A 26,524-nucleotide genomic window follows, 5' to 3' on the forward strand; every position below is an offset into this window, starting at 1 on the left:
ACAAGGAGACAGTAAGGACACCCATCTATGAGTTTCAAGGACAAGCACATTCCCTGTAAGGATTGCGGCGGCGAGTTCGTGTTCACGGCGGGCGAGCAGGAGTTTTATGCACAGAAAGGCTTTACGAACGAACCGACCCGTTGCCCTGCCGGGCGTCGGGCGCGGAAGGAAGGGCGAAGTCTGACCGATATTACCGGTGGGCGTGTCTGCCCCCACGATGTATCGGGGAATGGCAGCATCACCGACGAAGCTATCGAGGCGAGCAGCGCATCCCGTCCACGGCGTTCTGATGACTGGTCGCGCTCATATGATCGACCACGCGGTGAGTCGCGTGGATGGTCAGGCGAACGGTCCCGGCGCGACCGGGAGCCGTACACCGGTCCGCTCCCATCCGGTCCGGTCAATGCCACGATTGTGCGTATCGACCCGGCAGGGCGGTTCCTCTTTGCGCGCGTCGATAATCCGCAGTTCGATGTGTATGTCCACGGATCGCTCTTCAGCCAGGTGCGGCGGTCGCTCCAGGAGGGCGATCAGATCTCAGTCACTGTCGAGGCGAGTGATCGTGGTCCTCGCGCGCGAACGTTCGATCTGCGATGATCGCGGCGAGACGTGTGGTGTTGAGTGATGTTCTGCATTCGGGGACGCTTTTGCCCCTCATCCCCCCTGCCCCCTTCTCCCACAAGGGGAGAAGGGGGACTCTGGGCGTCCTGATGCCTGAAACGGGAGATAGCACGCAGGGGCTTGTCAGAGAACCTGCTCGTGTAAGGAAGGGGGAGACGGGGCGTGCTCTTACCCGCACCTGAATGCGCAGCATCAGGGCTTCCACACCCTCAGGTCTGGCTCTCACTCCTTCGCTGCTGACATTCACCTACACCACAGTCACCGGACCATGGTCATCGCAGTGATCATCGTGGGGGTGGTGCAAACGTCCATCTACCAGATAGTCGTAGTGATCGCCGTGTGGAACAAGTGGATGTTCGCATCCATCATGTCCGCACTGACATGCAATGGGGGCGCAGATATCGGGGTTATCGGCGCTGACTGCAATCACATGCTCATCATAGTGCCCCTCATGCGGTAGCGCAGATGTCCATCGTGCAGATAATCCACGTGCCTGTCGTGAAGAACGCGAATGTGCCCGCAATGCTCGCTGTGGACATAGAGGATGTGGTTCGTGAACCGTATGCGACATCACTCTGGCTCCTTTCCACCTGGCATGCTCATCCGGCGCGCCTGCGTCTGTCATCTCCAGTATACAGAACGATACGCACGTGTCAATCAAGGTTGGGCGACTTCTGTTGATTTGGAAAGTAGCGTACAGGGTCGAGGGACAGAGAGCGGGGAAACAACGTCGCCTGACTGTCGGCATAAACGTGGAGATGCGCAACTGTTGTTGTCACCCGCGTGGTGACAACGACACGGGATGACCGAAATCACAGAGCAACCGGTATTTGCGCGGTAGCCCGGCGGCTCATCCGGTATGCCGAACGTTCGAGCCGTGAGGTTGATAAAGATTGCGGATTATAGCAGTTCTCACAAAGGTTGAACCTGATGGGCAAGGTTGAACGCTCCTGGGAATTGCGCGCCCCACGCGATGACCGAAATAATGGAGATTGAGAATTTATTCCGCTCTACCGCGCTAGCCGTGGGGCTGAAGCCCTCGGCTAGCCAGGGCGAAGCCCGCCTGCGCGGGCTGGAGCGGATTATTTACTCAAAGACCATAATTTCGGTCTCCCTTCCGCAGTTGAACCTGATGGGCAAGGTTGAACGCTCCTGGGAATTGCGCGCCCCACGCGATGACCGAAATAAATTTCGGTCTACCTTCCGCTGTTCAACGCCGCCGGTCAGTGATACTACGCTCGACGAATGGCAAAAGCGCCATGTGCCGCGCTCGTTTGATAGCAATGGTCAGTTTGCGCTGCATTTTTGCGCTCAGACCGGTACGACGACGCGGAAGGATCTTTCCTGTCGGACCAAGAAAACGTTTGAGCCGCTCCGGGTCTTTGTAGTCCGGCAAGATGCCGAGACGCGAAAATTCACAGACTTTTTTGCGTCCTCCCCGTCCGCGCATACGGCGAGATCCGTCCTGATACGTCATCGAAGATGCTCCTTGAGAAATGCCTTGACCGACAGCCCCTGATCGCGCACGGCGGCGATCAACCCTTTCTTGTTGATCGTCCGCAGCGCCTTCGTCGAAAGATTGAGCGTGATACTGCGCCCGATCTCCGGCACGTATATCGTGTGTCGGTGGACATTCGGTCGGAAAGTGCGGTTGGTTTTGGGGGCGCGGCGCGCCCATCCACCGGATGCTTTGTGGCGAATGTTGCGCCCGAAGGCAACTTTCTTGCCGGTAAGATCACACCTCGCCATATGGTTCCCCCTCAACAGGCATATCAGCGCAAAGGGCAGGTCTGCGAACCATCCAGCCCCAGTTCACGATCCGCGCTCAACAGGCGGTTGAAGCAGTCGCGTCGGTAGTACGTCTTGTTTCGCCGCCGACCGTCCATGATCACAACCATCTCGCGGTCATTCATAATCCGCTGCCCGCAATGGTTGCAGTACCGGTTGGTCACTCGACCCGTCTTATCGCGGGCAGTAACGTCGGTTTTCGATTTCTTCTCCGCCATGATCGGCATACTCCCCGTGTAACATTGATAGTTTTAATCAATGGTGGATGGTACACGACGATCGCATTGCTGTCAAGGCGATGTATGGTATACTTGAGCGCCCTGTATAAAGGAATAGGTGTTATGGTCACTGCCGGGTCTGCTGTCGAACAATCATCAGTGCGCCGCGCGCCGATCAGTTTATCGGCGTGGCGTTGTTTGCGGTATGAGGTTGCGCTAAACGGGCTGCGCATCCTGTGGGAAACGGTCAACGATTTCAGTCTCTGGCGCCTGATCGAGTACCCCTGGGCGACGCGGGTGCTGGGCGTGAGGCGCGGCGATACGGTGATCGACATTGGCTCCGGTACCTCATCGTTCCCGCATATGCTGGCAAAAGAGGGCGTGAATGTTGTCATCGTCGAGCTTGAAGCGCGTCGTGTGCGCTGGCAGCGCGATAAACGGCGCGCAACGGCACGCCCCGGCGACGGCGACCTGCTGCCGGTCGTGGCGGATGCTACCCGACTACCGTTCCGTGATGGATCGGCGCCATTTATCAGTGCGGTCTCGACGCTCGAACACATTCCCGACGATGTCGCAGCCGGGCGCGAAATCGGGCGCGTGCTCGCTCCAGGCGGCATCGTCGCGCTGACGTTGCCGTTCACCAGCTGTGAACGGCGTTCGTTCTTTGCTGGCATTCGACCGTTCCGACAGGTTGCCCGGAATGCGTTCGTGCAGGAAGGAAAACCGGGGTCGTTCTTCCGCTTCTACACCGATGACGATATTCAACGAACGTATATCGAACCGGCCCATGCCGATGTCGTCGAGCGACGCGCGTTTGGACGCAGCATCCTCAACGGAAGGTATCACGAAACCCGTCTCACCAGGTTCTGGCGGCGTTTTGTGCTGAAGGATCTGCTGCTGGCATGGCTGGTCCATCCGCTTGAAGAACGGTTCGACCGGTCAGATCCGCTCTATGTGATGCTGGCGTTGCGGAAGCGCTGCGATGGGTGAGGTTCCCTCGGACTGTGACGCCTCCGGCGGACCCCGGCATCGACCGGGCGATCCGCCTCGTTCCGGCACGCCTGTGGATGCACAGCGCACTTCGATGACCAGGATACGTTTCCACCTGATCGCCCTGGCGGTCTACTCGTTCCTCGGCGTGATCCTCTCATATGCTGGCTGGGAGCATATGCCCATCCACGACCACTCACCTGGGTGCTCGATGGCACGTCTCTGGGCACGTTCGATATTCCCTCTGGACGCATACTGGCGCGCTCACTGCACCTCCTGCTCCCTCCCGGTCAGCACGTCCTGACGTGGTATGCGCCTGCCACCCCCGATCCTGCGCGCGCTGGCGCTCCGATCAGCGTGCGTCTGTTTGCGCTCGATGTGCGGAGCCGGACTGATACGCGGTAGCAAACCAATCCCCTGTAGCAGACAGGAGGTTGCATTTTTGCCGGGATCGCTTAAACTTGCGTCAGTACCCAAACAGGCTCAACGACAGCGATCAGGAGCACCCCATATGTCATCAGCGAATGATCCTGCCGACGAACTGGAACATCTGCGCCATCGCGTTGCCGAACTCGAAGCATTGCTGGCGCAGCGTCGGCAGGAAGATGAAGTCACCGAACGACTGAAGGCGATCATTGAATATACACCGGACGTGATCAGCACTGCCGACAGCGAAGGGCGGGTGATCTTCATCAATCCGGCCGGTCAGCGTCTCCTTGGCGGAGCGGATAATCTGTCGGGTGAGAGTCCTATTCCCCGGTTTCATCCCGCCTGGGCGGCCGATCTGATCCTCAACCAGGGATTGCCGCAGGCTGCCCGCGACGGGGTCTGGAGCGGCGAGACGGCAGTGCTCGGCCCGCAGGGTCAGGAGATTCCGGTCTCACAGGTTATCATTGCGCACAAAAATGCTGCCGGAGCAGTCACCCACTACTCGACTATTATGCGCGACATGAGCGAGAGTCGCAGGGTCGAAGCAACGCTGCGCGACAGTGAGCAACGCCTGCTCCGTTTTCTCGATGCGCTGCCGGTCGGGGTCTTCGTCGTTGAGCCGGACGGTCGCCCCTTCTACGCCAACCGCAGCGCGATTGAGATACTCGGCAAGGGTATCATGCCCGATGCCACCACCGGTCAACTCGCCGAGGTTTACCGCGCTTTTGTCGCCGGAACCGATCAACTCTACCCCACAGAGCGCATGCCGCTGGTGCGCGCGTTACACGGGGAGACCTCATCGGTCGATGATATGGAGATCGAGCGCCCAGATGGTCGGATACTGATTGAGATCCACGGCGCACCGATTCGCAATGCGGAGGGGCACATTATGTACGGTATGGTGTCGTTCACCGACATCACGCTGCGACGACGCGCGGAGGAAGCCATTCGTGAACGTGCGCTGCAACAGGAAGTGATCGAAGCGCAACAGCTGGCGCTGCGCGAACTGAGCACCCCGCTGATGCCGATCGCCGAAGGGGTGGTGGTGATGCCGATCATCGGCACGATCGATAGCCGCCGCGCGCAGCAGATTATGGAAACACTGCTCGAAGGCATTGCGACCCATAGCGCCGATATTGCCATCCTCGATATTACGGGCGTCAGAGTGGTCGATACGCAGGTCGCCGGCGCGCTGATCCGGGCAGCGCAGGCGGCGCGGATGCTGGGCGCACGGGTTGTGCTCAGCGGTATCAGCGCCGAGGTCGCGCAGACACTGGTGCACATCGGCGCCGAAATGCAGGACATGATCGCGCTGCGCAGTCTGCAACAGGGCATTGCGTATGCGCTGGCGCAGCGGCAGCAGTTGTAGCACGCGCGCCAGATGCGCCGCACTGGGGATATTTTCCAGTCAAGGCGCTACGGCGCCCAGCGAGCCGCGTAGAGATCCGTTCCAGTGTACAGTTCGACCGCCGGTGATCCGTCGCTGGCGAGCCAGAGCACTTGTGTTTTGGTCGGATCATCGCCCCCGAATACAACGACCCCTGAGCCGTCAGGCGCCCAGAGTGCGTTGAACAGACTGTGCGTATCGTTCCGCAGCGCCGTCCAGGTTCCGCCGGTCAGCGGAACGCTGCTCAGTGTGTAGGAGAGTGCCGGCTCCGGAGCGGCAGGTGAGTAGACGGGATTGGTTCCATCAGTAGACGCAACGAATGCGTACAGTGTGTCGCCTGCAATGTGCGGTGCATAGATGATGGCGTTGTCCGGTTCAACCGGCAGGCTGCTGATGCTTCCACCGGAAACATCGTAGCGCCAGATACCGGGGTCGGGAAGCGCCAATGCTGGATCGCCGGTGTTGAACAAGACGGTCCTGCCATCCGGCGACCAGGCGGCAGGGGTGCAGGCAGATTTCAGGTTTGCGGCGCGATCACCCAGGTAGACCTGGTCGCCGCTCGCCACATCGACGATTGCCAGTTCACACAGTTCAACCGAGAGCGAGTAAGCGTTCGCCAGCAGTTTCGTGCCGTCCGGCGACCAGGCAACCGCTGTGAATCCTCGTCCGTCGCCTCCCTCTGTCGTGGGATCGGTTGCCGGAATGTCTGCCAGGATCAGGCGCGGTGCGCCGCCAGCGATTGGCAGTGCATAGATACCAGGGGTTTGTGATCCAGGGCGCTCATAGTCTTCGGAAACGCCCACTGCGATCGTTGTGCCATCAGGGGAGATAAGCGGCGAGGTGATGTACAGGTTGTCGCTCAGAACGGTGCGATTGCTGCCGTCGGCTGCGGTGCGCACCAGCAAGGGCGGCGCTCCAACGCCCTGAACGACATAGACGATCGTTCCATCCACCGGCGATACATCGAACCACACAATCGCCAGCGCGTCGGGGGCAGGCGGCGGTTCGTCGGTAATCTGTTTGCGCGTCACCCCGTCACGCTCGATGCGCACAATCTGTCCGCCAGCAAGGACGTAGAGCGGCGCAGGCAGGATGCCAGCAGTTGGTTGCGGCGCCGTTGGCGCCGGTTGCGGCGCAGGGGTCGCTTCGGCGGGGGACGCGGTGGCAGGGGCAGTCAGCGGTGCAGCGGTTGGCGCACCTGTCGGCGGCGCGGCGGTCGGCACGGCGGCAGAAGGTCCGGTGCAGGCGGTCAGAACAACCAGCGCAATAAGGAGAGTCGCTTGCCGGAGATGTTTCACATTCGTCTCCCTTTTGTTCGATGAAGCGGCAGGAGGCACACGCGCACCAGGCCGACCACATCTTACCACACCTGTGGGAGCGAGGGCATCCTGTCCTCACCATGGCGGGACATCCTTGCTCCTCTCAGGGGTAGAGTTCCTGGGAGAGATAAGCGGTTTGCTCCATTCCCGTGCTACAATTCTTCAAATTCGCAAGCGAACGCAGACGGCAGAAAACAGTCCTTCGGTCTCTCGCCGATACGCAACAATGACGTCACTGCAAAAACGCACCGCCGAGACGCCGGGCGCGCAGAGAACTTCAGAAACAAGAGTATGCACGGCGAAGCGTGACGCGTTGGAGCGACTCGCTCTGGCATCGTCCGCTGCGAACGCTGTGCCGCTGCGGTGACAACCCTTTTTGCAGTGGACTCTATTGGAGCGCAACGTCTGTGGGTGCGCCGAATAGTGCCGGAATAAGCCGTCCATCCGCCCGCCACGGAGATGATCGCAGCATTTCGCAACATTGGTTTGATGAGATGACACCCTGGAGGAAAAGAACATGAAACCGCATGCCGATGATCGCTTCCAATTGTTGTGGTCGGACGAGCGGTGGACCGGTCTCCCCGTTCACCGCTCGATACTCTCGCCGTTGATGTTCCTGGAGCGTACCCTGCGCGTCTTTCCGGAGAAGACGGGTATCGTGGATGGTGATCGGCGACTGACGTATGCCGCGTTTGGCGCGCGGGTCTATCGGCTGGCGAACGCACTGCGTCGGCAGGGCGTCGAACCGGGCGACCGGGTTGCAATCCTGTGCCGGAATGCGTCCGAAATGCTTGAGGCGCATTTCGGCGTTCCGCAGATCGGCGCGATCCTTGTTCCGATCAACGTGCGCCTGACGTCCGATGAGATCGCTTATATTCTGGATCACTCAGGCGCCAGAGCGCTGATTGTGGATGCCGAACTCACGCCGCTCATCGCTCCGATCCGGACGCAACTCAACGCGCTGGAGGTGATCGTCGTCGCGGATGTGTCGCGCCGACACGCTGGCAGCCCGACCGACGCCAGCACACTGCCGGGCAGTGTTGATTACGAGGAGTTCTTGAGCGACTCCAGCCCCGAACCTTCTGTGTATCCGGTAGACGACGAGGATCATCCCATCAGCATCAACTACACCAGCGGTACGACCGGTCGCCCCAAAGGTGTGATCTACACCCATCGCGGGGCGTATCTGAATGCGCTGGGAGAAATCATCGAGGTTGGTCTGCGCCCCGACAGCACCTACCTGTGGACGCTGCCGATGTTCCACTGCAACGGCTGGTGTTTCCCCTGGGCGGTGACCGGCATCGGCGCCACGCACGTCTGCCTGCCGAAAGTGGAGGCTGCCCGCGTTCTGTCCCTGATCGAGGCAGAGCAGGTCAGCCACTTCTGCGGCGCGCCGACGGTGCTGATCACGCTGGCGATGGAATGCCCGCCGGGGTTTCGTTTTGCCCGCCGGTTGACCGTCGTGACAGCGGCAGCCCCGCCGCCGCCGGCAATTATTCAGCGGATGGAAGAACTGGGGGCGACGATCATTCACGTATATGGGCTGACCGAAACCTACGGACCGCATACGGTCTGCGAGTGGAAGCGCGAATGGGATGGGTTGTCGCTCGAAGAACGCGCCCGCCTCAAAGCGCGCCAGGGCGTCGGTTACCTGCACGCGCCGGAACTTCGTGTAGTGGACGAAGAGATGCGCGATGTCCCGGCGGATGGCGCTACGCTGGGGGAGGTGGTGATGCGCGGCAACAATGTGATGAAGGGCTACTACCGCGACGAAGAAGCCACCAGACAGGCGTTTCGCGGCGGGTGGTTCCACAGCGGCGATCTGGGGGTGATGCACCCGGACGGTTATATCGAACTGCGCGACCGCAAGAAGGACATCATCATCAGCGGCGGCGAAAACATCTCGACCATCGAAATCGAGCGTGTGCTCTATCAGCATCCGCTGGTGCTGGAGGCGACGGTCATCGGCGTGCCTGATATTCGATGGGGCGAAACGCCCAAGGCATTCATCATCCTCAAGCCCGGCGCACAGATGACCGCCGACGAGATCATCGCCTTCTGCCGCGAGCGGCTGGCGCATTTCAAATGCCCGAAGTTCGTCGAATTCGTCGAGAGTCTGCCCAAAACATCGACCGGTAAGATCCAGAAGTTCGTCCTGCGCGAAAAGGAGTGGGCGGGCTACGAGAAGCGGATCCATTGAGCGTTCATGTCATTTCACCGTAGCGGCACAGCGATAAGGTTCTATGTATTCACGCTGCGCCTCAATCGTCGTCTCCGCGTTCCAGGTTGCCGCCGAAGGTGGCCAGCAAACCGTTGATCAACTGCTGCCGCTCGGCGGGTGACAGACTGGCTTCGGGATGGAGCGGCAGGTAGAACCAGGGCGGCATTTCGCCGTTCTGTACGGTTTTGGCGGCATCGTCGCCTTCGTTGTCCGGTCGCCCCCACTCCGAAACATTGAATTCTGCGCGTCCTTCCATGACATCACGGGTGATCAGCCACGAAGCAGGCGCGATAGTGCTGTACCAGGGCCACCTCGTTTCGTTGCTGTGACAGTCGGCGCAGGCGCGGAAGAAGAGCGTGCGTGTCTGCGGACTGTCCCACGCCGGTTCTGCAATCACCGGCGGATTCGTATGGTCGCGGCCATACGGAATGAACTGGATGATCAGCAGCACCCCTATAAAGCCTCCCAGAACCATGGCAGCGATCCGTCGCGCGCTGCCTGCGCGGGTTGCCTTGCTTTGCTGTGTGTATGCTGTCATATGCGTGATCCTTTCATTCTGTGAGTATGAATGCGGGCGCTTCGCAACGCTTCGGCGCACACACCCTTCCTGCAATCCTCAACGTTCCATCTTCACCCTCGCCACCAGGACGCGGTAGATGGTCAGAAACAGCACGCTGCCGCCGCTTCCCCAGTAGACCGCACGCGCCAGATCGGTCGCGCTATCGCTCCCGCTCCAGATGCCGTGCATCAGCGCCAGCACAAAGATGGCGAAACTGAGAAAATGGATCAGCCGCCAGGCGCGCCGTCCGATGCGATCTTTGACATAGAAACTCAACCCGACAATCGCCAGACCGTAGAACGCTGCCTGACCCAGCCCCACCCATAGCGGCTCATAACCGCTGTACTGGAACGGCACGAGCACCTGGAACAGCGTCGCCTGGATGTAGCGGTCGCCAAGCAGGATCAGTGCGTGGAACAGGGCGAACGCAAGACCGAGTAAACTGGCGTGCTGGTGCAGATCGAATGCGGTGGGACCGCCGGGCCAGATACGCGCCAGTTTGTTTGTCATCAACAAGCCGAACACCATCGAGAGCCACAGCAGGATGTATGCAACAAACGCGCTGCTACGCGAAAGATACCAGTACGCTTTCGGTTCCGCCCCCAGCAGCGATTGACTCAGACCGGGCAACCAGGCAGGCAGTGCGAAAACCGCTACACCTGCACCCAGCGCCACTGCCAGCAGCATGCCGATCAGGGTCCGCAACGCCATCGCCGGTGGCATGTCCTCAAATGCTTCATCTCCGGGTTGCGATCCTGCTGGCGCTTGTTTGCGCGCAGCAGTCGGCATTTCTGATTCGGTCGGCGCGGCAACCGCTCCATCGCTGTCGGTTGCCGCGCGCCTGGACGCATTGGCAGCGCGGATGGCAGCCAGACGAGCCGCTTTTTCGTCACTCATGTGAAACCTCCAGAACTCGCTCGCGCCAGCGATACCGGTCGAGCGTCGCTGTGTGCAGGATGTCATTCGTTTCGGTTACGAGAAGACCGGCGAGCCACGGGCGGGCGTTCAACCACTGCATTCCCGCCAGGCGCCCCAGGATCATGACCACTTTCGCGGCGACTTCCGCTTCGTGCAGTGAGGGCGCAACCACGGTTGCGGCAAGAATATCGGTCTGCGCTGGTGCGCCGGTACGCGGGTCGATGATATGGTGGCGCTCGACATCTCCCTGGCGCCAGCGCCGCAGATCGCGTCCCGACGTCGCAACGCCGCCACTGCTCAGCAGCAGGATGGCGAGATGTTCGCCGGGATGCAACGGATCGTCAACCCCAACCATCCACGGTTCGCCGCCGACGCGCGCGCCGCGCACCGCAATATCGCCGCCAGCGTCGACGAGCGCCGGTCCGTACCGCGCCAGTTGTCGCGCCGCCCGCTCAGCCGCCCACCCCTTGGCAATGCCCCCCAGATCGAGACGCATCCCCGGCGGCAGCATCACGGCGCGTCGTCCGGGATCGAGGCGAATGGCGCGCCAGTCGCCGGGGGGCGGGGCGGCAACTGGAGCAGCGACCAACTCGCCATTCTTCACCTGCGCAAAGTCGCGGTCGTATCCGACCATTTCCATGACCGGGAGTACGGTCGGAGTGACCAGACCATCGCTCATGCGCGCGGCAACCAGCGCATCGTTCACCACTTCCCACAGCGTCGGACTGACGCGCACCCAACCTTTGCCTGCCTGCCGGTTGAGCGCCGACAACTCGCTGTCGGTGCGGAAGCGACTCAGGATGCGCTCCCATTCGGCGAACCAGCGGGGGACGGATTGGATCAGGGCGGTTGCGTCATCCGTCTCACTGTCGAGAAAGGCGTGCATCTGACATCCCATGGCGCGGAAGGTGATCGACTGCATGGTGAACTCCTTACCGTGATGAGCGGGTTGTAACCACCGGAACCGGGCGTTGCACCGGCTGGCTGACCGTCACCGGCGCACTGACGTCGCGCAGCGCCGGAGCATTGGCACTCACCGGCGGCGCCGGGTTGATGACGACCGCTTCAGGCGCCGGCGGCGCTGGCGGTTGCACAACCGCGATCAGCGGTTGCAGCGTCGGGATGGGCGGCGGCGCCATCAACCAGGCGGGCGGCGGCGCAGTGATCGTTGGTTGCGCCGTTTCCACCGGCAGAGTGCTCAACAACGGATCGCTCTGGAGGGCAGCCGCCCGGTTCTGGGCTGCCAGCAGCGCCCACCCGCTCAGCGTGGCAGCCACTGCTGCCGTGCTGATGAACGCTTTGATCGCCTGCGCCGGGGTGCGTGACGGAATGCTGCGTTGTGCCATGGTTTGCTCCTGTCGTCTTCTGAAGGCGCCTGATCCAGTGCTCATCAATCGTCATCCTTGTGGTCGTCGTCTTCCTTCTTTGCCTTGTCCAGGCGGGCGTAGACAACCGCGCCATCCGAAGCGGCGACGTAGACTTCTGCGCCATCGGTGAACTTCACCTCGTACACGTCAATGCCACGTTCGCGCTCGAACTTAACCTTTTTAATCTGTCCACCTCCACGATAGGCAATGGCGATCTGAGCCGCCTGGTCGGCGGTGATGCCCTGCTGCGTTGTCGCCGGTTGCGGCTGCGTCAGCGTACTGGCGATCACCGCTCCACTCTGCGCATCGACGTACACCGCGCCCCGATCAAAGATCACTTCGTATGCTGGCGTCCCCTGGTACCTCACCAGTTCCGCCGGCTTTGTCAGCGTTGCCCCGTTTGCCAGGCTCAACGCAATGGTCTGCGCCTGTTCCGTCGAGATCGGATATGTCGGCTGCGCTGGCGCAGATTGCTGCTGGTTCGTCTGTTGCGCGATCTGGCGATTCGCCGCTTCCAGGTGTCGGTTCGCTTCCGCCAGCCGCCGGTTCGCTTCTGCCAGCGCCTGCTGGTACGCCGCCTCACGCTCGCGGATCAGCGCTTCCACGGTGGGATCGAGTGCAACCGGTGCGCTGACCGGCGCTTCGGTTGGTACAATGACCGTATCGGCAGCGACCGGCGCGCCGGTCTGTGACATCTGCCCGACGAGTGCGCCGATCACCACCAGAACAAACGCGGTCAATGCCGCAGCAATTCCCAAAAGCGTATGCTGTTTCATGTTCTGTCCTCCTGATGCATGATGCTCGTTTGCGCTGAACGACGTCGTACTGTCCTGATGGTGTTATACCGCTGCCTGATTGGAAGAATCTTGGAAACCACCGGCAAATATTCCAATCGTTTTCCAATCTTTCTGCGCTATGCTGCATGCCGTTGAGGTGCTGCGATGAAAGTTCTCCTGATAGAAGATGATCAACGTCTGGCGCGACTGATTGCGCGGGTGCTGCGCGACGAGCACTATCAGGTCGATATGGTGCACGATGGCGATACCGGGCTGGAGTATGCGCTGCGCGGCGTGTACCAGGTGGCGATTATTGACTGGATGCTGCCGGAACGCGACGGTCCTTCGATCTGTCGCGCTGTGCGCGCGGCGCGCCTGCCCACGGCGCTGCTCCTGCTTACAGCGCGCGGTCAGGTCGAAGATAAGATCGTCGGCTTCGACAGCGGCGCCGACGACTACCTGGTGAAGCCGTTCGCATTTGAAGAATTGCTGGCGCGGGTGCGCGCGCTGGGGCGCCGTTTCTCGCTCCAACCCGACGACAGCAACGAACTGCGGGTCGGCGATCTGGTGCTCGATCTGCGCCATCACACCGCGCGGCGTGGCACGCGACCGCTCGACCTGACGCCGACCGAGTGGAATCTGCTCGAATATCTGATGCGCAACGCAGGTCAGGCGCTTTCCCGCCAGCAGATTCTCGACCATGTCTGGTCTTACGATCACGATGTGCAACCGCAGATGGTCGATGTGTACATTGCCTATCTGCGCCGCAAACTGAATGCGTCGGGCGAGCGCGACCCGATTGTAACCGTCCGTGGCGTGGGGTATCGGTTGGAGGCAAGCCGTGTTTAGCGGATTACGACTGCGCCTGACATTGCTCTATGCGCTGGCAGCGCTCGTGTTTGTGCTGCTGATCGGCAGCGGCGCTTACCTGCTGGTGGCGCGCTACTTCAGCAACGTGACCGATCTGGCGCTCCGGCACAAAATGGCGCACGAATTTCATGCGCTTGGCGCGCCGCTGCCGCCCGATCTGGAGCATGCCGATCGCGACTGGTCGATCATCCGGCGTGAGGTGGTTGCGATCCCATTTGTTCCGCCTGAACCGACGAGAGAACGGCGAGAGCGTGAGGAGACAGCATACGAAGAGGACGACGAGCGTCCACGCTCGCTGACGACCCCGGTCGATGCAGCGGAACTGGCAGCTATTGCCGTCCTGCCGCTGGACGCATCGGGGCGATTGTTGTTTAACCCCAATAACCTCGATCTGCCGCTGAATCCTGATCAGGAAGCCTTCCAGACGGCGCTGGCGAAGGGCAGCGACCTGCGCACGATCACGCTGGACGATGGACGTCGGGCGCGGCTGCTGACCTATCGCCTGACCCGATCCGACGGACCGGCGGCGCTGCAACTGGTGCGTGAACTGAGCGATCAGGATCAGGTGTTGAACCAGTTGTTTGTCGGGCTGATTACGCTGGGAACATTCAGCATGGCGCTGGTTGGCGCGACGAGTTGGTGGCTGGCGGGGCGGGCGTTGCGCCCGGCGCAGGAAGCGTGGGAGCGACAGCAACGCTTCATCGCCAGCGCGAGTCACGAACTGCGCGCTCCACTCACCCTCATTCGCGCCAGCGCCGAAGTTGCGCTGCGCGATCTGCCGCCCGACGAGAGCGATCAACGCGCGTTGTTGCACGATGTGCTGGCGGAGAGTGACCACATGCGCCGCCTGGTTGACGATCTGCTGACCCTCACCCGCCTCGACAGCGGACAACTGACGTTGACGAAGGAAACCGTCGATCTGACCGCCTTACTCGCCAGTATTCAGCGTCAGGCGGCGCGTCTGGGGGAACAGCGCGGCGTGGCGGTCGAACTGGCGGATGTCGGCGGTCTGATGCAGGCGGACGCCGAACGCCTGCAGCAGGTCGTGTTGATCGCACTCGACAATGCCTTGCGCCATACGCCATCCGGCGGGCGGATCACCCTTGCGGCAACGCCGGCAGATCGCATGGTTCAGATCACCGTCGCCGACACCGGCAGCGGAATTGCGCCGGAACACCTGCCGCACATCTTTGATCGGTTCTACCGGGCAGACCCGGCGCGCGGACGGGAGAACGGCAACGCCGGGCTGGGTCTCTCAATCGCAAAGGGGTTGGTAGAAGCAATGGGGGGACGTATCGCCGTAGAAAGCACGGTGGGTGTCGGTACAACCGTCGTGATCTCCCTTCCGCGCGCGCCCGACCGCAAGCCAGCGGAGTCGCCGGAACACATTCCGGGGTAGGACGCTGAACAGCTGCGATCTTCCTGCGCCCCCATCGCCGCTTCCTCTCAAGTGTAGAGTTTTTGGGAGAGATGAGCGATGTTCTGCATGCTTATGCGCCTTTGCCCCTCATCCCCCCAACCCCCTTCTCCCACAAGGAGAGAAGGGGGATTTTGGGCGTTCTGATGCCTGAAACGGGAGATGGCACGCAGGGGATTGCCAAAAAATCTACCTCTGTGAGATCGCCGCTTCCCCTGTCGCCGGAACCCTGCCGGGGTAAGACGCAGAACGGCGATCCGGCAGGCGATGTTATCTTCTGGTTGCTTTATAATACAGCGAAGTGTAGCCTGGTTGACCGGCGGGAACGCGCATACGAGTGAGACACCCGCGTACCCTGGGCGCGGCGATGCGGGCGGGGACGCCCGCGCACCCATGCCCCTCATCCCCCCAACCCCCTTCTCCCACAAGGGGAGAAGGGGGAGTTTGGGCGTTCTGATGAATGAAACGGGAAATGGTACACAAGGGCTTGCCAAAAAATCTACCCTGTGAGGCGTACCCAGGGCGGCGCTGAGAGGGGGACGCCGCGTACCCAGGGAGCACAGTGCTATCCTTCTCTACAGTAGCTGTTATTGACCATCATCCGTACCCATCCGTGGTTCCTTCAGGGAAGCAGGTGGGGACGCCAGCAGACCTGCATAGCGCAATTGAGGAAATCTATGAAACAGCGACGGTTCGGCGCGCACATGTCGATCAGTGGCGGGTTACACACCGCCTGCGAGCGCGGACGATGCGCGGGGTGCGATGTTGTTCAGATTTTTAGCAAGAACCAGCAACAGTGGCGCGCCAGACCGCTGACCGATGAGGAAATTGCGCGCTTCAAAGAAGCGCAGGTTACCGAAGGCGTTCCGGTGGTTATGGTACATGATTCGTATCTGATCAACCTGGCGGCACCGGGTGATGAGTTGTGGCACAAATCAATTGCGGCGTTCCGCGAGGAACTGGAACGCTGCGCCCTGCTCGGCATCCCCTGCCTGGTCACCCATCCCGGCGCCCATGTTGGTTCCGGCGAAGACGCCGGGTTGCGCCGCGTCGCCGCAGCGCTCGATCTGGTGTTCGAGACCGGCGTCGGGCGCGATGTGATCGTGCTGCTGGAAACGACCGCCGGGCAGGGGAGCAGTCTGGGGCGGCGGTTTGAGGAACTGGCGCGCATTATCGAATACTCGCGCCACCCGGAACGTCTCGGCGTCTGTGTCGATACCTGCCACATTTTTGCCGCCGGGTACGATATTCGCACGCCTGAGTCCTACGCGGCGACGATTGAAGAACTCGACCGCGTGATCGGTATCGCGCGCGTCAAAGCTTTCCATCTTAACGACTCGCAGAAAGAGTTGGGCAGCCGGGTTGATCGCCATACCCATATTGGTGAAGGGTGCATCGGGCTGGAAGGGTTTCGCGCGCTGGTGAACGACGAACGCTTTGCCGGTCTGCCGATGGTGCTGGAAACGCCCAAAGGCGACGACCTTGCCGATGATGTGCGCAATCTGGCGACGCTGCGCAGTCTATGCAATGGGCAGTCGGAGCATGACAACGAAAGGTGACACGCTGTGCCTGTTCCTTCTGGCTTGTTGATCGACATCGCTGTGCTGATCGTGCGCGAGGTCTGGCGCAGTCGGCGGCGGCGCACTCTGCCAGCAACCGCGCGCCCGTCAACCCGGTCGCGTCCCCCCGCCCGCCGGTTGTCACCCATCGGGCGTCTGCTGCGCCTGGCGGCAATTGTGGCGATCCTGTGGCTGGTGTGGCGGGAAATCACCCGGCGACGGGAGGCGCTGATCGCAGCGCGCCGCGCAGTATCTGCACCCGCGCCACCGCCCCTGGCGCCACCTGCCGCGCCGCCTGCACCCGCGGCTCCGCCGCCACCCGCCGCTCCCGGTGCACCTGAGTCGCAGGAAGAAACGACGCCACCCGCCACTCCGCCTTTACCCGCGCCTGCCGCAGCATCGCCACCCGCCGCGCCCGGTTCGCCTGGGTCGCCGGAGGAAGCGACGCCACCCACAGCGAACGGGGACATCGGAGCGGCAGAGCACCCCGTGCCCGCCGTAGCGCCGCCCGCCGCGCCCGGTGTGCCGGAGTCACCGGAGGAAGCGACGCCACCCATAGCGAACGGGGACATCGGAGCGGCAGAGCACCCCGCGCCTGCTGCAGCGTCGGACGACTCTGAAGCGGAGGCGCAGGAGACACGCAACGGCGAACTGATCGGATGGTGCGCGCGCTGTCGTGAACACCATCCAATGCAGCGTGTAACGTACACAACCAATGCCAGCGGACGCCCCATCGCCCGTGGCGTCTGCCCGGTCTGCGGCGCCGGCATTACCCGCTTCGTCGCCTGGGGGCAGAGGGAGGGTTGAAGGTTGAAGGTTGAGGGTCGAAGGTTGAGGGTTGAAGGTTGGAAGGTTGGAAGGTTGAAGGTTGGAAGGTTGAACGTTGAACGTCACGTTTTTGATGAAGGCGTTCGCTCCTGTTTCAGTTGAACGTCGAACGTTGAACGTCAGGCAGGTGGGAAACCTGATCGGTCGGCAGGTTTGGATGATACGATTCGGTTCTCAGTTCTCAGTTCCTGGTTCTCAGTTCCTGGTGCTCAGTTCTCGGCTATCGGCTATCGGCTATCGGTTCTCGGTTCTTGGTTCTTGGTTCTCAACACACCGGAGGGCATCTTGAAAAGCGATCTTGACCGATTGATGGCGGAACGCAACCTGGACGCCATCGTTGTCGAAGGACCCGACGGCTTAGAGAGCGCCAATCCCGACTACAATTACTTCGTCGGCGGGCGACACATTCCCGGACTGATCATCAAAAAGCGTGGCGAACCCGCCATGCTGTTGCACGGTCCCTGGGAACAGAACGAAGCCGAACAGACCGGGCTGACGCTCGTGTCGCTCAACCGCTGGAACATACGCGAGATTCTCCAGCAGTTTCCCGACCGCCTGGAGGCGCGGGTGGAGCAGCGCCGCCGCATCTTTGCCGATCTCGGCGTCCGGGGGCGGGTCGGCATTTACGGGACGGTCAGGGCAGGTCCCTTCTTCGCACTTATGACGCGCCTGGCGCAGCAGATCGATGGACTGGAGATCGTCGCCGAACTCGACCGGGACGTTATTTCGATGGCGCGGTTGACCAAAGATGTGGATGAAATCGAGCGCATGCGCGCCGTCGGGCGCAAGACGTGCGCAGTGTTGCAGGCGGCAGTCGATTTCATCAGGGCAGGGCGGATCGACGACGACTGCGTGCGCGGCGCCGACGGCGCGCCGCTGACGATCGGCGATGTGCGGCGGTTGATGCTGCGCGAGATGGCGGCGCTTGGATTGGAAGCGCCCGCCGGCATGATCATCGCCCAGGGGCGCGACGCCGGTCTACCGCATGCGCGCGGCGACGACAGCATGCCCCTGCGTCCGGGGCAGGCGATTGTCATCGACATGTTCCCACGCGAAGCGGGCGGGGGGTACTTCCACGATATGACTCGCACCTTTGCGATCGGGTATGCCCCGCCGGAACTCCAGCAGGCTTACGACGAGGTGCTCGGCGCATTTACAATGGCAATGAACGCATTTGAGGCAGGCGCACCGACCAGAACGTACCAGGATATGGTGTGCGCTTACTTCGAGGAGCGTGGTCATGACACGATCCGCCGCACTTATCCGATTGAAGAAGGGTACATCCACTCACTCGGTCATGGGCTGGGGCTGGAGATCCACGAAGACCTGAGTTTCTCATCGCTGGTCGACCGGGGCGACACCATCGAACCCGGCGCGGTCTTTACCGTCGAACCGGGGCTGTACTATCCGAGCCGGGGGTTTGGCGTGCGGATCGAGGATACCTGCTACTGCACACCGGACGGGCGCTTCGAGAGCCTGACGCCCTTCCCGAAGGAGTTGGTGATTGCGTAGATGCGCAGCCATGATAGTTCCGTGCCGCAGGATTGCACCACGTCCCTGCCGGGTGCGCGGGTGTCCCTGCCTGCTCCAGACCGAAGATGACCGAAATTGCCGCCTGGCTGAAAACGCGCACGCTGTCTGAAGGAGTGGAGGTAAAGGGTAAGCGTTCACATTTCTCCTGGAGCGAGGGCATCTTGCCCTCAGAGACGCGACGCGGGCGGGACGCCCGCACTCCCAGGGTGTCACCCCAGGTGTGAACAGTTACTCCGTCAGCACATCGGCAGGCGCAACAACGACAATTTCACCGCCACGCGCAAGCAACGCCGCCAGGGCATCGACGGCGAGCGCGTGATGGGGCGATTCGCGCTGTACGGCGCGTAGCCAGATGTTTGTATCGAGGAGGTACACGCTCATCAGTCGTACAACCGGTCACGGTGCAAAGCTTCGTCTGGGATAGGCGGCGCGGACGGACGCTCAAGCCCGGCCCATTGTCGCGCAGCTTCAGCCCGCTCCTGCGGGGTTGCGGTCAGCCAGAACGGTGTGATCCGGCGCAGGATGATCGTCTCCCCCTGTACTTCAAGCACGAAGCGGGTGTGCGGCTTCACTGCGTCCAGCAGGGCGCGGGGCAACTGAATTGATCCCTGTGCATCAACTTCGACGATCTCGCGCATTGCGCATGCTCCTCTCACATCGATCTGCTATGCATTATCTATCAGACGCGCACGTTCGGCAACCCCCCGCGCTGCGGGCGCTGGTGCCAGCGGGGACAACGGCAGCGCCGTTGCCCACTCGCTCTGTAGCGACGTGCCGCAGGATTGCACCACGTTCCTGCCGGGTGCGCGGGCGTCCCCGCCCGCTCCCGACCAGCGATGACCGAAACTGCCGCCCGGCTGAAAACGCGCACGCTGTCTGAAGGAGTTGAGGTAAAGGGTAAACGCTCACATTTCTCCTGGAGCGAGGGCATCCTGCCCTCAGAGACGCGACGCGGGCGGGACGCCCGCGCTTCCAGGGTGTCACCCCAGGTTTGAACAGGTACGGCAAAGGGTAGCCGACAGCACTGTCGCAGTTCACCTGCTCTGAGGATGATTGAGAATTATAGCAGTTCTCAGATACGTTGACTCCCGTCTGTGCCTGCGCGGGACTCGAACGCCAACGGTGACCCCTATCGACCATCGGCTATCGGTTATCGGCTATCGGCTATCCAGAGCAAAGCCCGCTTGCAACGCATCGCCTGGTTCATCAGACGAACCAGGACGCGCCAATCTGCATCGCCTGGTTCACATCGTCAACCAGGCGCGACCGTGCCCGGCATCGCAGTCGTCTTGCCAACGCCGCCGTTCTGCATGGCAACGACCGGCGCGCAGGGCGCCGGTTCCTCCGGCGCAACCAGGCGCGCAGGCGTTGCCGCAGCGCGGCAACGATGGCGCCGATTCGATCCAGGTGTTCCGCACTGCGCGGAAGACGGCGCTCATTGCTGCTGCGCCGCCGCCAGCAACGCCGCCAGCAACGCCGCCAGCAACGCTGCGTCTGGCGCGCGCCCCAGGCGTGCGCACGCCGTCGCATAATCCCGCGCGCTGTACGCCATCTGATCGGCGAACGCTGCCAGCAGGCGTTGGAACGCGGGGAGCAATGTGCGCACGGCGGCTTCGTAGGCCTCCAGCGCCGCGTCGTGTTGATCGAGCGCCGCGTAGCAATCCCCAAGGACGTTCAGACTACGGGCAAGGTCGGGCAGGAAGGCGGCGGGGCAGGCGTCGGCGAGGGCGCGGCGGATGGCGACGGATTCCTGGGTCGCCGCCAGCGCCTTGTCATAGCGCCCCAGGGCGGCGAGCCGAATGCCGAGGTTGTGCAGGCTGGCGGCCAGGTCGGGGCGGACGGCGGCGGGGCGCTCGTCCGCCAGGGCGCGATAGAGGTCGGCGGCTTTCCGGGCGGCGTCCAGCGCCTCGTTATACCGCCCCAGGGCGGCGAGCGCGACGCCAAGATCGTTCAACGCCCCTGCCCGTTCACCGTCGTCCCGCGCCAGGTCGAACAGCGCACGGGAGAGCGGCGCCTGGATCGTGCGCAGCGCCAGCGTGCGGCCGGGCGCGGGCAGCGCTGCGTACAGCGCGACGAGGAAGGCGCGGGCGGTCTCCGCCGGAACGCTGCGCGCCTCCTCCGTCAGCAACTCCAGGTTCGCCCGCTCCGCCGTCAACCGGCGTTCGGCGTCGTCTGGATCGACGTCGGCCAGCCAGGCGCGCCAGGCGTCCATCAGCCCCGCCAGCCGGTCGCAGCGGGCGGCGGCGTCCGGCGGCCAGCGACGCGCGGCGTAGGCGGCGACGGTGGCGTGCCAGCGCCACGCCTGCCGCTCCGGGTCGAACTCGATTACCCCTGCCGCCGCCTGCAGATTGGCGATCCCGTCGGCGCCGGCGACCGCCTGCAGCACCCCCTCTGGCGCCTGCCCGGCCGGGAGGAGCGGCAGGGTCGCCCAGAGCCGCTCCCCGGCGGCGTCCACCTGCGCGGCGTGCCAGTGGTACACCCGCTCCAACCGCGCCGCGGCATCGCCGCTCCACTCGCGCACTTCGCGCAGCAGCGCACCCCCGTCGCGGAGGCGGCTCAGCGCCGTCAGGCGTTCGATCAGCAGCGGGTGCCCGTCCGTCGCCTCCACGATGGCCGCCAGATCGGTCTCGGCGAGCGGCGTGCGCTGCTGCGCCGTCAGCGTCCGGGCGAACGCCCGCGCCGCCCGTTCCTCCAGCCCCTCGTGGAGCGGACATGGCGCGAGCACGGAGTAACTGTGTTGCTTGTCAAGGGGCGCTCGTATGCACAGCCGGATCCCAGGGCTTTTGCTGACGCAATATTGCGCCGAGAATAGTCAGCAGCTTGCGCATCGCAGCGACGATGGCGACCTTGCGCGGCTTGCCAGCTTGACACAGGCGCTGATAGAAGGCGCGCCTGACCAGACGGCGCCGCGTGGCCGCCAGGGTCGCCATGTACAACACGCTGCGCACATCCCTCCTGCCGCCGGAGATATGCCGGGGTTTGTGCTGTGCGCCGCTCTGATTGGCATACGGCGCAACGCCCACAACGGCCGCCGCTTCCTTGCGATTGATGGTCCCCAGTTCGGGCAGGCGGAGCAGCAGGTTCAGTGCGGTGATCGCGCCGATGCCGGGCACGCTTTCGCGCAGCTCCCGTTTCCGGCGCACCTCGTCGGTGCGCTCCGCCTCGTTGTCGCGTTCCTGCTCAAGCGCACGGATCTCCTGATCCAGCCAATCAATATGCTTCTGGATGCCCGGGCGGAGGTTCGGCGCGGCAGCCGTCAACCGATTGATCTCAGCCGTCCGCATCTGAATCACCTGCTCCCGCCGGACCAGCAGGTCGCGCAAGGATGCGCGCTGCTCGTCCGTCGCCTGGTGGTGCGGCGGGCGCACCCGTTCGGCAAAGCGGGCGAGCAACCGGGCATCCAGGCGGTCGGTCTTCGCCTGGCGTCCTTCCGCGTGCGCCAGGGCGCGCACGCGGCGTGGCTGCACCCGCGCCGTCGGCACGCCAGCCTGGAGCAGTTGGGCGAACACCATGCGCTCCAGCCCGCCGGTCGCCTCCAGCACAATCAGGGTCGGCTGCAGGCGCTGGAGTCGCGTGACCAGGAGCTGGACACCTTCGTCGGTAGACGGTATCGTCTCGCGTGGCGCGTGCGGGTCGGCGCCAAACGCCACATCCAGCGTCTGTTTGGAGACATCAATGCCGATAAAGAGCGACTCACGGGAAGCCATACACAGAACCTCCTGAGGAAAACGGCGCCAGCCTTGCTAGCATATGCGGGTTTGAGGGCCCAGATAACTGTTCGGCTTGGTCGCGTTGAAGGACACGGCTACCCAACACTCCGCGGCGATCTCGTGAACCTGGCGCAGAACGGTATACCGTGTCCCGTTAGATTATACTAGGCGCGGAGGCGCTCCTCCAGCGTTGCCGCCAGTCGGCGAGCGGTCAGCAGCGCCGCACTGAGCGCGCCGAGGTCACGCAGGATGTCGGCGAGCGCCGCGCATTCGGCGTCCTGCTCCAGCAAAGCGTCCAGGTTGTCGAGGATGAGCAGCGTCGGGGTGGCGCGTGTGTGCGCCAGCAGTCGGCGGCGCAGGTCGCGCTCGTCTGTCGGCGCGGCATCGAGGCGCAGCGCGGCGGCAAGCTCGCCCAGCAGGGACGCCGCGGTCGCCGCGCGCGGGTCGTCGGGGACGCGGGCATAGGCGACGCCGCCAGGGAAGCGCCAGGCGGTGCGCAGCGTCGCTTCGAGCGCCAGCCGACTCTTGCCGATCCCCGCCGGACCGGTGATCACGATCACGGCGGGCGGGTTGGCGAGGCGCTGCGCCAGGTCGACCAGGGTCGCGCCACGCCCGAAAAAGGGCGTCGCACTCACGCCGGGCAGGTCGGCGGTCGGTGCGCCGGGGAGGATCAGCGGCGCGCCGCAGTCCAGGTCGGCAAAGCGGAGATCGCCATCTCCCAGCAGCACCGCGTCGTGCCCGACCAGATGGCGTTGCGCTCGCGCGACCGCCTCGCGCAGCGCAACGCCGTCGCACAGGTCGGCATAGAGCGCGCCGGCAAACTTAATCGCGTCGTCGTCCGCCACCCGGACGGGATGCCCGACGACGGCGCGGGCGATGCCGGCGTCGTACAGGGCGCGCGCGGCGGCATGCGCGTCGTCCGCCGCCGTCTCACACGCATTCAGCACGACGAGGTCGAGCGAGCGTGGCGGGGACAGGGCGGCCAGGATGTCGGCGGCGGTCACCCGGTGCGTCCGCCCGTGCTCGTCTTCGAGCAGCAGCCCCTGCGCCCAGGCGTGCCCGGCGACGTGGAGTACGTGCGGGTGCGCCTGCTGATCGAAGGCGCGCGGCGACAGGGCGCGGCGCAGCGCGTCGAGGGTCGGCGGCAGCAGGCGGGACAGCAGGATGGGCGCCCGGGCGTCGCGCACGGCGGCGTCCAGGCGGCGCCATTCGGCGCGCCCGGTGGTGCGAGGGGCACGGCATGCCGTGCCCGTACTCGGCCTGGATCAGCACATTGTGCGATCCGGTGATCAGGGTGCTGTGGCTGATGTCGCCGCCGGTTGCGATGCTGGCGTGGTCGGCGTTCATCGGCGCGCCTGGTGGTGCGAGGGGCACGGCATGCCGTGCCCGTACTGCTGCAAGTATATCCGGCGTGCCACCGGTGGTCAATGCCGTTCAGGCAGGGGTGTGCAACATATCTGCAAGCACCACAACTGGGAGGTTGGGAACGCGGTGGAAGATCGGGTCGTTCGTGATAAACAGCGCACACTGCTGCGCGAGCGCGGTTGCAGCATGCAGGGCGTCGGGCGTCTTCAAGCCCAATCCACGCAGGTGAGCCGCTTGTTCCCATATTGGCAGCGTGGCTGGAATAAGAGTCACCTCCTGGGCGCTCAAAAAATCTCGAAACAGGGCTTCTAACTGCGGGTTCTGATCGCGGATCGGCTTCGTAAGCGTTTCGAGCCAGGTCAATTCGCTCGTAATGATCGCTATACCGCCATCATGTGCCGCCTGCCAGAGCGGTTCCAACAGCGTTCGATACGGCTCGATTCGCTCAATCGCGTAGATCACGGCATTTGAATCAACATACACCTGGCCGGATGGAGGGAGAATTAGCGTTCCCATGCGTCGCGTTCGCTGTGCAGATAGGCATCAACTTCTTCAGCAGTCTGAAAGGCAAGGCGTCCCGGCGCATCAGCCAGCACCGCCAGGAGCGAGCGGCGTGGCCCGGCAGGCGCATGGGGCAATAAGACGATGACTTCCACCGGGGTGCCAACGGGGAGTTGGGCGTCCACAATCTCGATCTTCCCTCCCGGCTGAACCTGAGCAGTGAGCCGGAGCGCGGCTTGCATAGATCCTCCTTTCTCCTGGTCGTTGTCCATCGCTTAGCACATATGCTGCCCGATCAGTGATGCCGTGCTCAATCGGGAGCAGATCCGCCCGAATGCCTTTTGGAGCGCAGTGCTGTGGCTGATGTCGCCGCCGGTTGCGATGCTGGCGTGGTCGGCGTTCATCGGCGCGCCTGGTGGTGCGAGGGGCACGGCATGCCGTGCCCGTACTGCTGCAAGTATATCCGGCGTGCCGCCGGTGGTCAATGCCGCTGGCAGGAGTAAGTGTTGTGATCTTTGAAGAAATAATCCGCTCTCGCTCGGACAGGCGGGCTTTGCATTCCATAGCCGAGGGCTTATGGACTTTGAAGAAATAATCCGGTATAGCCCGCGCAGGCGGGCTTCGCCTCGCATAGCCGGGGGCTTTAGCCCCACGGCTAGCGCGGTAGAGCGGATTAAATTCTCAATCTCCATTAGCCCGACGGCTCGTGCGGTAGAGCGGATTAAATTCTCAATCTCCATCAGCCCGCCAGAGGCGAAGATGGAACGCTCCAGAAATCCGGACAAGGGTCAACGTCTCTGAGAACTGCTATAATGCTCACTTTCCGTCAGCCCGCTGTCTCCGCATGCGGGTGGGACGCCCGCGTTTCCAGGGTGTTACCCCTTACAGAATTTTTGGGAAGCCTCTGCGTGTCATCTACCGTTTCAGGCATCAGGACGCCCAGAGTCCCCCTTCTCCCCTTGTGGGAGAAGGGGGCAGGGGGGATGAGGGGCAAAAGCGTGCGGGAATGCAGAACATCACTCATCTCTCCCAAGAAATCTACCTTGAGAGAGGTGTCACCCCAGGTTTGAACGGTCACAGGGGGAACCGGGCACGCTGCACGCTGCACCGAATCCGGGATTGACCAGAACGATGAATCTCGCTACAATGTAAAAGAACCGTCACTCTGCATCCGTTCACCAGGTCACGCATACATCACAAATCAGCAACACCCGTCAGGTCGCGCTCAGCCGGTCGTCGCCCGGCATGTGTACTGGTTTCGCCGGTTGCACGTTCTGACAGGTAACCCGTTCAGGGGTGAGCCTTCGCCGCCGTAGCAGGGTCAGGAGCGGGTCGTATGACGAATGGCAATGGTGCGTCGCCGCCACCACCGCAGCTGGAGATCGACAGCGTCAGCCTTGACTTCGGCGGGGTTCGCGCTCTGTCGAATGTGCGCTTCAACATCTACCCCGGAACTATTCAAGCCATCATCGGACCGAATGGCGCCGGTAAGACCAGCCTGCTCAACTGTATCAGCGGGTTGTACCGCCCGCAACGCGGGGCGATTCGCTTCGAGGGGCGCAACGTTGTCGGCATGGCGCCCCACGCCATCGCCCGTCTCGGCATCGCGCGCTCGTTTCAGAATATCGAACTGTTCCGCCATATGACCGTTCTCGATAACCTGATGCTGGGGCGTCACATCCACATGCGCAGCGGCGTCTTGAGCGGCGGACTCTACTGGGGGCGTGCGCAGCGTGAAGAGATCGCCCACCGCGAGGTGGTGGAACAGGTGATCGACCTGCTCGAAATTCAGTCCATCCGCAAGAAAACGGTCGGGACGCTCCCCTACGGTCTGCAGAAGCGGGTCGAACTGGGCCGCGCGCTTGCGATGTCGCCACGGCTGCTGCTGCTCGATGAACCGATGGCCGGGATGAACAGCGAAGAGAAGGAAGACATGGCGCGCTTCATCCTCGACGTGAACGAGGAGCACGGAACCACCATCGTGCTGATCGAACACGATATGGGGGTGGTGATGGACATCAGCGACCGGGTGGCCGTGCTGGAGTTCGGTCGATTGATTGCCGACGGCACACCTGAAGAGGTGCGCGCCGATCCGAAAGTGATCGATGCCTATCTTGGACGTGAGCATGCAATTCGTCAGGGATGAGG

General features: G+C 62.9%; 28 protein-coding genes and 1 pseudogene. 11 read left to right on the forward strand and 18 right to left on the reverse strand.

Translation table 11 applies throughout. The annotated features are described in order from the left end of the window. Positions 1-27: 27 nt before the first annotated feature. Positions 28-168, forward strand: a pseudogene (locus ROSERS_RS27280) (zinc-ribbon domain-containing protein); the annotation flags it as partial. Between the two features lie 700 nt (positions 169-868). Here ROSERS_RS27280 and ROSERS_RS26645 read toward each other — a convergent pair. The 4 genes from ROSERS_RS26645 to ROSERS_RS03095 all read right to left on the reverse strand — a co-directional run bounded on the left by ROSERS_RS26645 (position 869) and on the right by ROSERS_RS03095 (position 2,627). Further along, on the reverse strand, positions 869-1,051 hold the full coding sequence (locus tag ROSERS_RS26645; protein ID WP_232282752.1) for a hypothetical protein: 183 nt from the start codon (positions 1,049-1,051) through the stop codon (positions 869-871). Positions 1,052-1,831: 780 nt separating this feature from the next. Further along, entirely contained in the window at positions 1,832-2,071 is a 240-nt protein-coding gene (rpsR, locus tag ROSERS_RS03085) for a 30S ribosomal protein S18 (protein WP_041334701.1), read from the reverse strand. Between the two features lie 23 nt (positions 2,072-2,094). Further along, complete coding sequence (gene rpmB, locus ROSERS_RS03090; protein WP_011955379.1) at positions 2,095-2,370, reverse strand: 50S ribosomal protein L28; 276 nt, start codon at positions 2,368-2,370, stop codon at positions 2,095-2,097. A gap of 23 nt (positions 2,371-2,393) precedes the next feature. After that, entirely contained in the window at positions 2,394-2,627 is a 234-nt protein-coding gene (locus ROSERS_RS03095; RefSeq protein ID WP_011955380.1) for a hypothetical protein, read from the reverse strand. A gap of 123 nt (positions 2,628-2,750) precedes the next feature. Between ROSERS_RS03095 and ROSERS_RS03100 the strand changes: the two genes are divergently transcribed. The 3 genes from ROSERS_RS03100 (at position 2,751) to ROSERS_RS03110 (ending at position 5,415) form a co-directional block, all read left to right on the forward strand. Next, complete coding sequence (locus ROSERS_RS03100; protein WP_011955381.1) at positions 2,751-3,617, forward strand: class I SAM-dependent methyltransferase; 867 nt, start codon at positions 2,751-2,753, stop codon at positions 3,615-3,617. A gap of 204 nt (positions 3,618-3,821) precedes the next feature. Further along, positions 3,822-4,022 carry a hypothetical protein gene (locus tag ROSERS_RS03105; RefSeq protein WP_041332879.1) on the forward strand — a complete coding sequence of 67 codons (201 nt, stop codon included), beginning with the start codon at positions 3,822-3,824 and terminating at the stop codon, positions 4,020-4,022. Positions 4,023-4,128: 106 nt separating this feature from the next. Next, positions 4,129-5,415: a PAS domain S-box protein gene (locus ROSERS_RS03110; RefSeq protein ID WP_011955382.1), complete on the forward strand. Its 1,287-nt coding sequence runs from the start codon at positions 4,129-4,131 to the stop codon at positions 5,413-5,415. Between the two features lie 47 nt (positions 5,416-5,462). Here the strand turns inward: ROSERS_RS03110 and ROSERS_RS03115 are convergent, their stop codons facing one another. Further along, the gene (locus ROSERS_RS03115) at positions 5,463-6,731 is read right to left on the reverse strand and encodes a hypothetical protein (RefSeq protein ID WP_011955383.1); all 1,269 of its coding nucleotides are present in this window, start codon (positions 6,729-6,731) and stop codon (positions 5,463-5,465) included. 538 nt (positions 6,732-7,269) lie between these two features. Here ROSERS_RS03115 and ROSERS_RS03120 point away from each other — a divergent pair. Beyond that, the gene (locus ROSERS_RS03120) at positions 7,270-8,952 is read left to right on the forward strand and encodes an acyl--CoA ligase family protein (protein ID WP_011955384.1); all 1,683 of its coding nucleotides are present in this window, start codon (positions 7,270-7,272) and stop codon (positions 8,950-8,952) included. Positions 8,953-9,013: 61 nt separating this feature from the next. Here the strand turns inward: ROSERS_RS03120 and ROSERS_RS03125 are convergent, their stop codons facing one another. From ROSERS_RS03125 to ROSERS_RS03145, 5 genes are all read right to left on the reverse strand, one after another. After that, on the reverse strand, positions 9,014-9,511 hold the full coding sequence (locus ROSERS_RS03125) for a heme-binding domain-containing protein (RefSeq protein WP_157040947.1): 498 nt from the start codon (positions 9,509-9,511) through the stop codon (positions 9,014-9,016). Between the two features lie 78 nt (positions 9,512-9,589). Continuing rightward, entirely contained in the window at positions 9,590-10,429 is an 840-nt protein-coding gene (locus ROSERS_RS03130; RefSeq protein WP_011955386.1) for a ferric reductase-like transmembrane domain-containing protein, read from the reverse strand. Continuing rightward, positions 10,422-11,372 carry an FAD:protein FMN transferase gene (locus ROSERS_RS03135; protein ID WP_011955387.1) on the reverse strand — a complete coding sequence of 317 codons (951 nt, stop codon included), beginning with the start codon at positions 11,370-11,372 and terminating at the stop codon, positions 10,422-10,424. The genes ROSERS_RS03130 and ROSERS_RS03135 overlap by 8 nt, the downstream gene beginning before the upstream one ends. A 10-nt stretch (positions 11,373-11,382) precedes the next feature. Further along, positions 11,383-11,796 carry a hypothetical protein gene (locus ROSERS_RS03140; RefSeq protein ID WP_041332884.1) on the reverse strand — a complete coding sequence of 138 codons (414 nt, stop codon included), beginning with the start codon at positions 11,794-11,796 and terminating at the stop codon, positions 11,383-11,385. Positions 11,797-11,840: 44 nt separating this feature from the next. Beyond that, on the reverse strand, positions 11,841-12,593 hold the full coding sequence (locus ROSERS_RS03145; protein WP_011955389.1) for a PepSY domain-containing protein: 753 nt from the start codon (positions 12,591-12,593) through the stop codon (positions 11,841-11,843). Between the two features lie 165 nt (positions 12,594-12,758). Here ROSERS_RS03145 and ROSERS_RS03150 point away from each other — a divergent pair, with 165 nt between their 5' ends. The 5 genes from ROSERS_RS03150 to ROSERS_RS03170 all read left to right on the forward strand — a co-directional run bounded on the left by ROSERS_RS03150 (position 12,759) and on the right by ROSERS_RS03170 (position 18,779). After that, positions 12,759-13,442 (forward strand): response regulator transcription factor, encoded by a 684-nt coding sequence (locus ROSERS_RS03150; RefSeq protein WP_011955390.1) that lies wholly within the window; start codon positions 12,759-12,761, stop codon positions 13,440-13,442. Beyond that, a complete protein-coding gene (locus ROSERS_RS03155; RefSeq protein WP_011955391.1) occupies positions 13,435-14,862 on the forward strand; it encodes a sensor histidine kinase in 1,428 nt (475 codons plus the stop codon). The genes ROSERS_RS03150 and ROSERS_RS03155 overlap by 8 nt, the downstream gene beginning before the upstream one ends. Before the next feature lie 695 nt (positions 14,863-15,557). After that, positions 15,558-16,439, forward strand: coding sequence for a deoxyribonuclease IV (locus ROSERS_RS03160; RefSeq protein ID WP_011955392.1), 882 nt, complete (start codon positions 15,558-15,560; stop codon positions 16,437-16,439). Between the two features lie 6 nt (positions 16,440-16,445). Further along, positions 16,446-17,246, forward strand: a complete 801-nt coding sequence (locus ROSERS_RS03165) for a DUF5679 domain-containing protein (RefSeq protein WP_041332887.1) — start codon at positions 16,446-16,448, stop codon at positions 17,244-17,246. Positions 17,247-17,552: 306 nt separating this feature from the next. After that, entirely contained in the window at positions 17,553-18,779 is a 1,227-nt protein-coding gene (locus ROSERS_RS03170) for a M24 family metallopeptidase (protein ID WP_011955394.1), read from the forward strand. Between the two features lie 249 nt (positions 18,780-19,028). Here the strand turns inward: ROSERS_RS03170 and ROSERS_RS25780 are convergent, their stop codons facing one another. The 8 genes from ROSERS_RS25780 to ROSERS_RS27110 form a co-directional block, all read right to left on the reverse strand. Continuing rightward, positions 19,029-19,181, reverse strand: coding sequence for a PIN domain-containing protein (locus tag ROSERS_RS25780; protein ID WP_157040948.1), 153 nt, complete (start codon positions 19,179-19,181; stop codon positions 19,029-19,031). Continuing rightward, positions 19,181-19,438 (reverse strand): hypothetical protein, encoded by a 258-nt coding sequence (locus ROSERS_RS03175; RefSeq protein WP_011955395.1) that lies wholly within the window; start codon positions 19,436-19,438, stop codon positions 19,181-19,183. Before ROSERS_RS03175 ends, ROSERS_RS25780 begins: the two co-directional genes overlap by 1 nt. 797 nt (positions 19,439-20,235) lie before the next feature. Beyond that, complete coding sequence (locus ROSERS_RS03185) at positions 20,236-21,525, reverse strand: tetratricopeptide repeat protein (protein WP_041332892.1); 1,290 nt, start codon at positions 21,523-21,525, stop codon at positions 20,236-20,238. 19 nt (positions 21,526-21,544) lie between these two features. Continuing rightward, complete coding sequence (locus ROSERS_RS03190) at positions 21,545-22,507, reverse strand: IS110-like element ISRfsp2 family transposase (protein ID WP_011955397.1); 963 nt, start codon at positions 22,505-22,507, stop codon at positions 21,545-21,547. Positions 22,508-22,674: 167 nt separating this feature from the next. Beyond that, positions 22,675-23,709 (reverse strand): CHAT domain-containing protein, encoded by a 1,035-nt coding sequence (locus ROSERS_RS03195; RefSeq protein WP_332249093.1) that lies wholly within the window; start codon positions 23,707-23,709, stop codon positions 22,675-22,677. A 235-nt stretch (positions 23,710-23,944) separates the two neighbouring features. Continuing rightward, positions 23,945-24,391 (reverse strand): type II toxin-antitoxin system VapC family toxin, encoded by a 447-nt coding sequence (locus ROSERS_RS03200; RefSeq protein WP_011955399.1) that lies wholly within the window; start codon positions 24,389-24,391, stop codon positions 23,945-23,947. Next, positions 24,379-24,618, reverse strand: a complete 240-nt coding sequence (locus tag ROSERS_RS03205) for a hypothetical protein (RefSeq protein WP_041332897.1) — start codon at positions 24,616-24,618, stop codon at positions 24,379-24,381. Before ROSERS_RS03205 ends, ROSERS_RS03200 begins: the two co-directional genes overlap by 13 nt. Before the next feature lie 33 nt (positions 24,619-24,651). Next, positions 24,652-24,780 (reverse strand): hypothetical protein, encoded by a 129-nt coding sequence (locus tag ROSERS_RS27110; protein WP_269627250.1) that lies wholly within the window; start codon positions 24,778-24,780, stop codon positions 24,652-24,654. 932 nt (positions 24,781-25,712) lie between these two features. Between ROSERS_RS27110 and ROSERS_RS03210 the strand changes: the two genes are divergently transcribed. Beyond that, positions 25,713-26,522 carry an ABC transporter ATP-binding protein gene (locus tag ROSERS_RS03210; protein WP_011955400.1) on the forward strand — a complete coding sequence of 270 codons (810 nt, stop codon included), beginning with the start codon at positions 25,713-25,715 and terminating at the stop codon, positions 26,520-26,522. The last annotated feature ends 2 nt before the right edge of the window (positions 26,523-26,524 follow it).

Source organism: Roseiflexus sp. RS-1 (assembly GCF_000016665.1).
GTDB lineage: Bacteria > Chloroflexota > Chloroflexia > Chloroflexales > Roseiflexaceae > Roseiflexus.

Bases quoted from the DNA above. Each gene is read 5' to 3' on its own strand.
- ROSERS_RS03205 (WP_041332897.1), bottom strand. From the start codon at position 24,618: ATGCAAGCCGCGCTCCGGCTCACTGCTCAGGTTCAGCCGGGAGGGAAG.
- ROSERS_RS25780 (WP_157040948.1), bottom strand. From the start codon at position 19,181: ATGAGCGTGTACCTCCTCGATACAAACATCTGGCTACGCGCCGTACAG.
- ROSERS_RS03200 (WP_011955399.1), bottom strand. From the start codon at position 24,391: ATGGGAACGCTAATTCTCCCTCCATCCGGCCAGGTGTATGTTGATTCA.
- ROSERS_RS27110 (WP_269627250.1), bottom strand. From the start codon at position 24,780: ATGAACGCCGACCACGCCAGCATCGCAACCGGCGGCGACATCAGCCAC.
- ROSERS_RS03210 (WP_011955400.1), top strand. From the start codon at position 25,713: ATGACGAATGGCAATGGTGCGTCGCCGCCACCACCGCAGCTGGAGATC.
- ROSERS_RS03140 (WP_041332884.1), bottom strand. From the start codon at position 11,796: ATGGCACAACGCAGCATTCCGTCACGCACCCCGGCGCAGGCGATCAAA.
- rpsR (WP_041334701.1), bottom strand. From the start codon at position 2,071: ATGCGCGGACGGGGAGGACGCAAAAAAGTCTGTGAATTTTCGCGTCTC.
- ROSERS_RS03125 (WP_157040947.1), bottom strand. From the start codon at position 9,511: ATGACAGCATACACACAGCAAAGCAAGGCAACCCGCGCAGGCAGCGCG.
- ROSERS_RS03120 (WP_011955384.1), top strand. From the start codon at position 7,270: ATGAAACCGCATGCCGATGATCGCTTCCAATTGTTGTGGTCGGACGAG.
- ROSERS_RS03160 (WP_011955392.1), top strand. From the start codon at position 15,558: ATGAAACAGCGACGGTTCGGCGCGCACATGTCGATCAGTGGCGGGTTA.
- ROSERS_RS03110 (WP_011955382.1), top strand. From the start codon at position 4,129: ATGTCATCAGCGAATGATCCTGCCGACGAACTGGAACATCTGCGCCAT.
- rpmB (WP_011955379.1), bottom strand. From the start codon at position 2,370: ATGGCGAGGTGTGATCTTACCGGCAAGAAAGTTGCCTTCGGGCGCAAC.
- ROSERS_RS03190 (WP_011955397.1), bottom strand. From the start codon at position 22,507: ATGGCTTCCCGTGAGTCGCTCTTTATCGGCATTGATGTCTCCAAACAG.
- ROSERS_RS03095 (WP_011955380.1), bottom strand. From the start codon at position 2,627: ATGGCGGAGAAGAAATCGAAAACCGACGTTACTGCCCGCGATAAGACG.
- ROSERS_RS03145 (WP_011955389.1), bottom strand. From the start codon at position 12,593: ATGAAACAGCATACGCTTTTGGGAATTGCTGCGGCATTGACCGCGTTT.
- ROSERS_RS03130 (WP_011955386.1), bottom strand. From the start codon at position 10,429: ATGAGTGACGAAAAAGCGGCTCGTCTGGCTGCCATCCGCGCTGCCAAT.
- ROSERS_RS03150 (WP_011955390.1), top strand. From the start codon at position 12,759: ATGAAAGTTCTCCTGATAGAAGATGATCAACGTCTGGCGCGACTGATT.
- ROSERS_RS03100 (WP_011955381.1), top strand. From the start codon at position 2,751: ATGGTCACTGCCGGGTCTGCTGTCGAACAATCATCAGTGCGCCGCGCG.
- ROSERS_RS03135 (WP_011955387.1), bottom strand. From the start codon at position 11,372: ATGCAGTCGATCACCTTCCGCGCCATGGGATGTCAGATGCACGCCTTT.
- ROSERS_RS03175 (WP_011955395.1), bottom strand. From the start codon at position 19,438: ATGCGCGAGATCGTCGAAGTTGATGCACAGGGATCAATTCAGTTGCCC.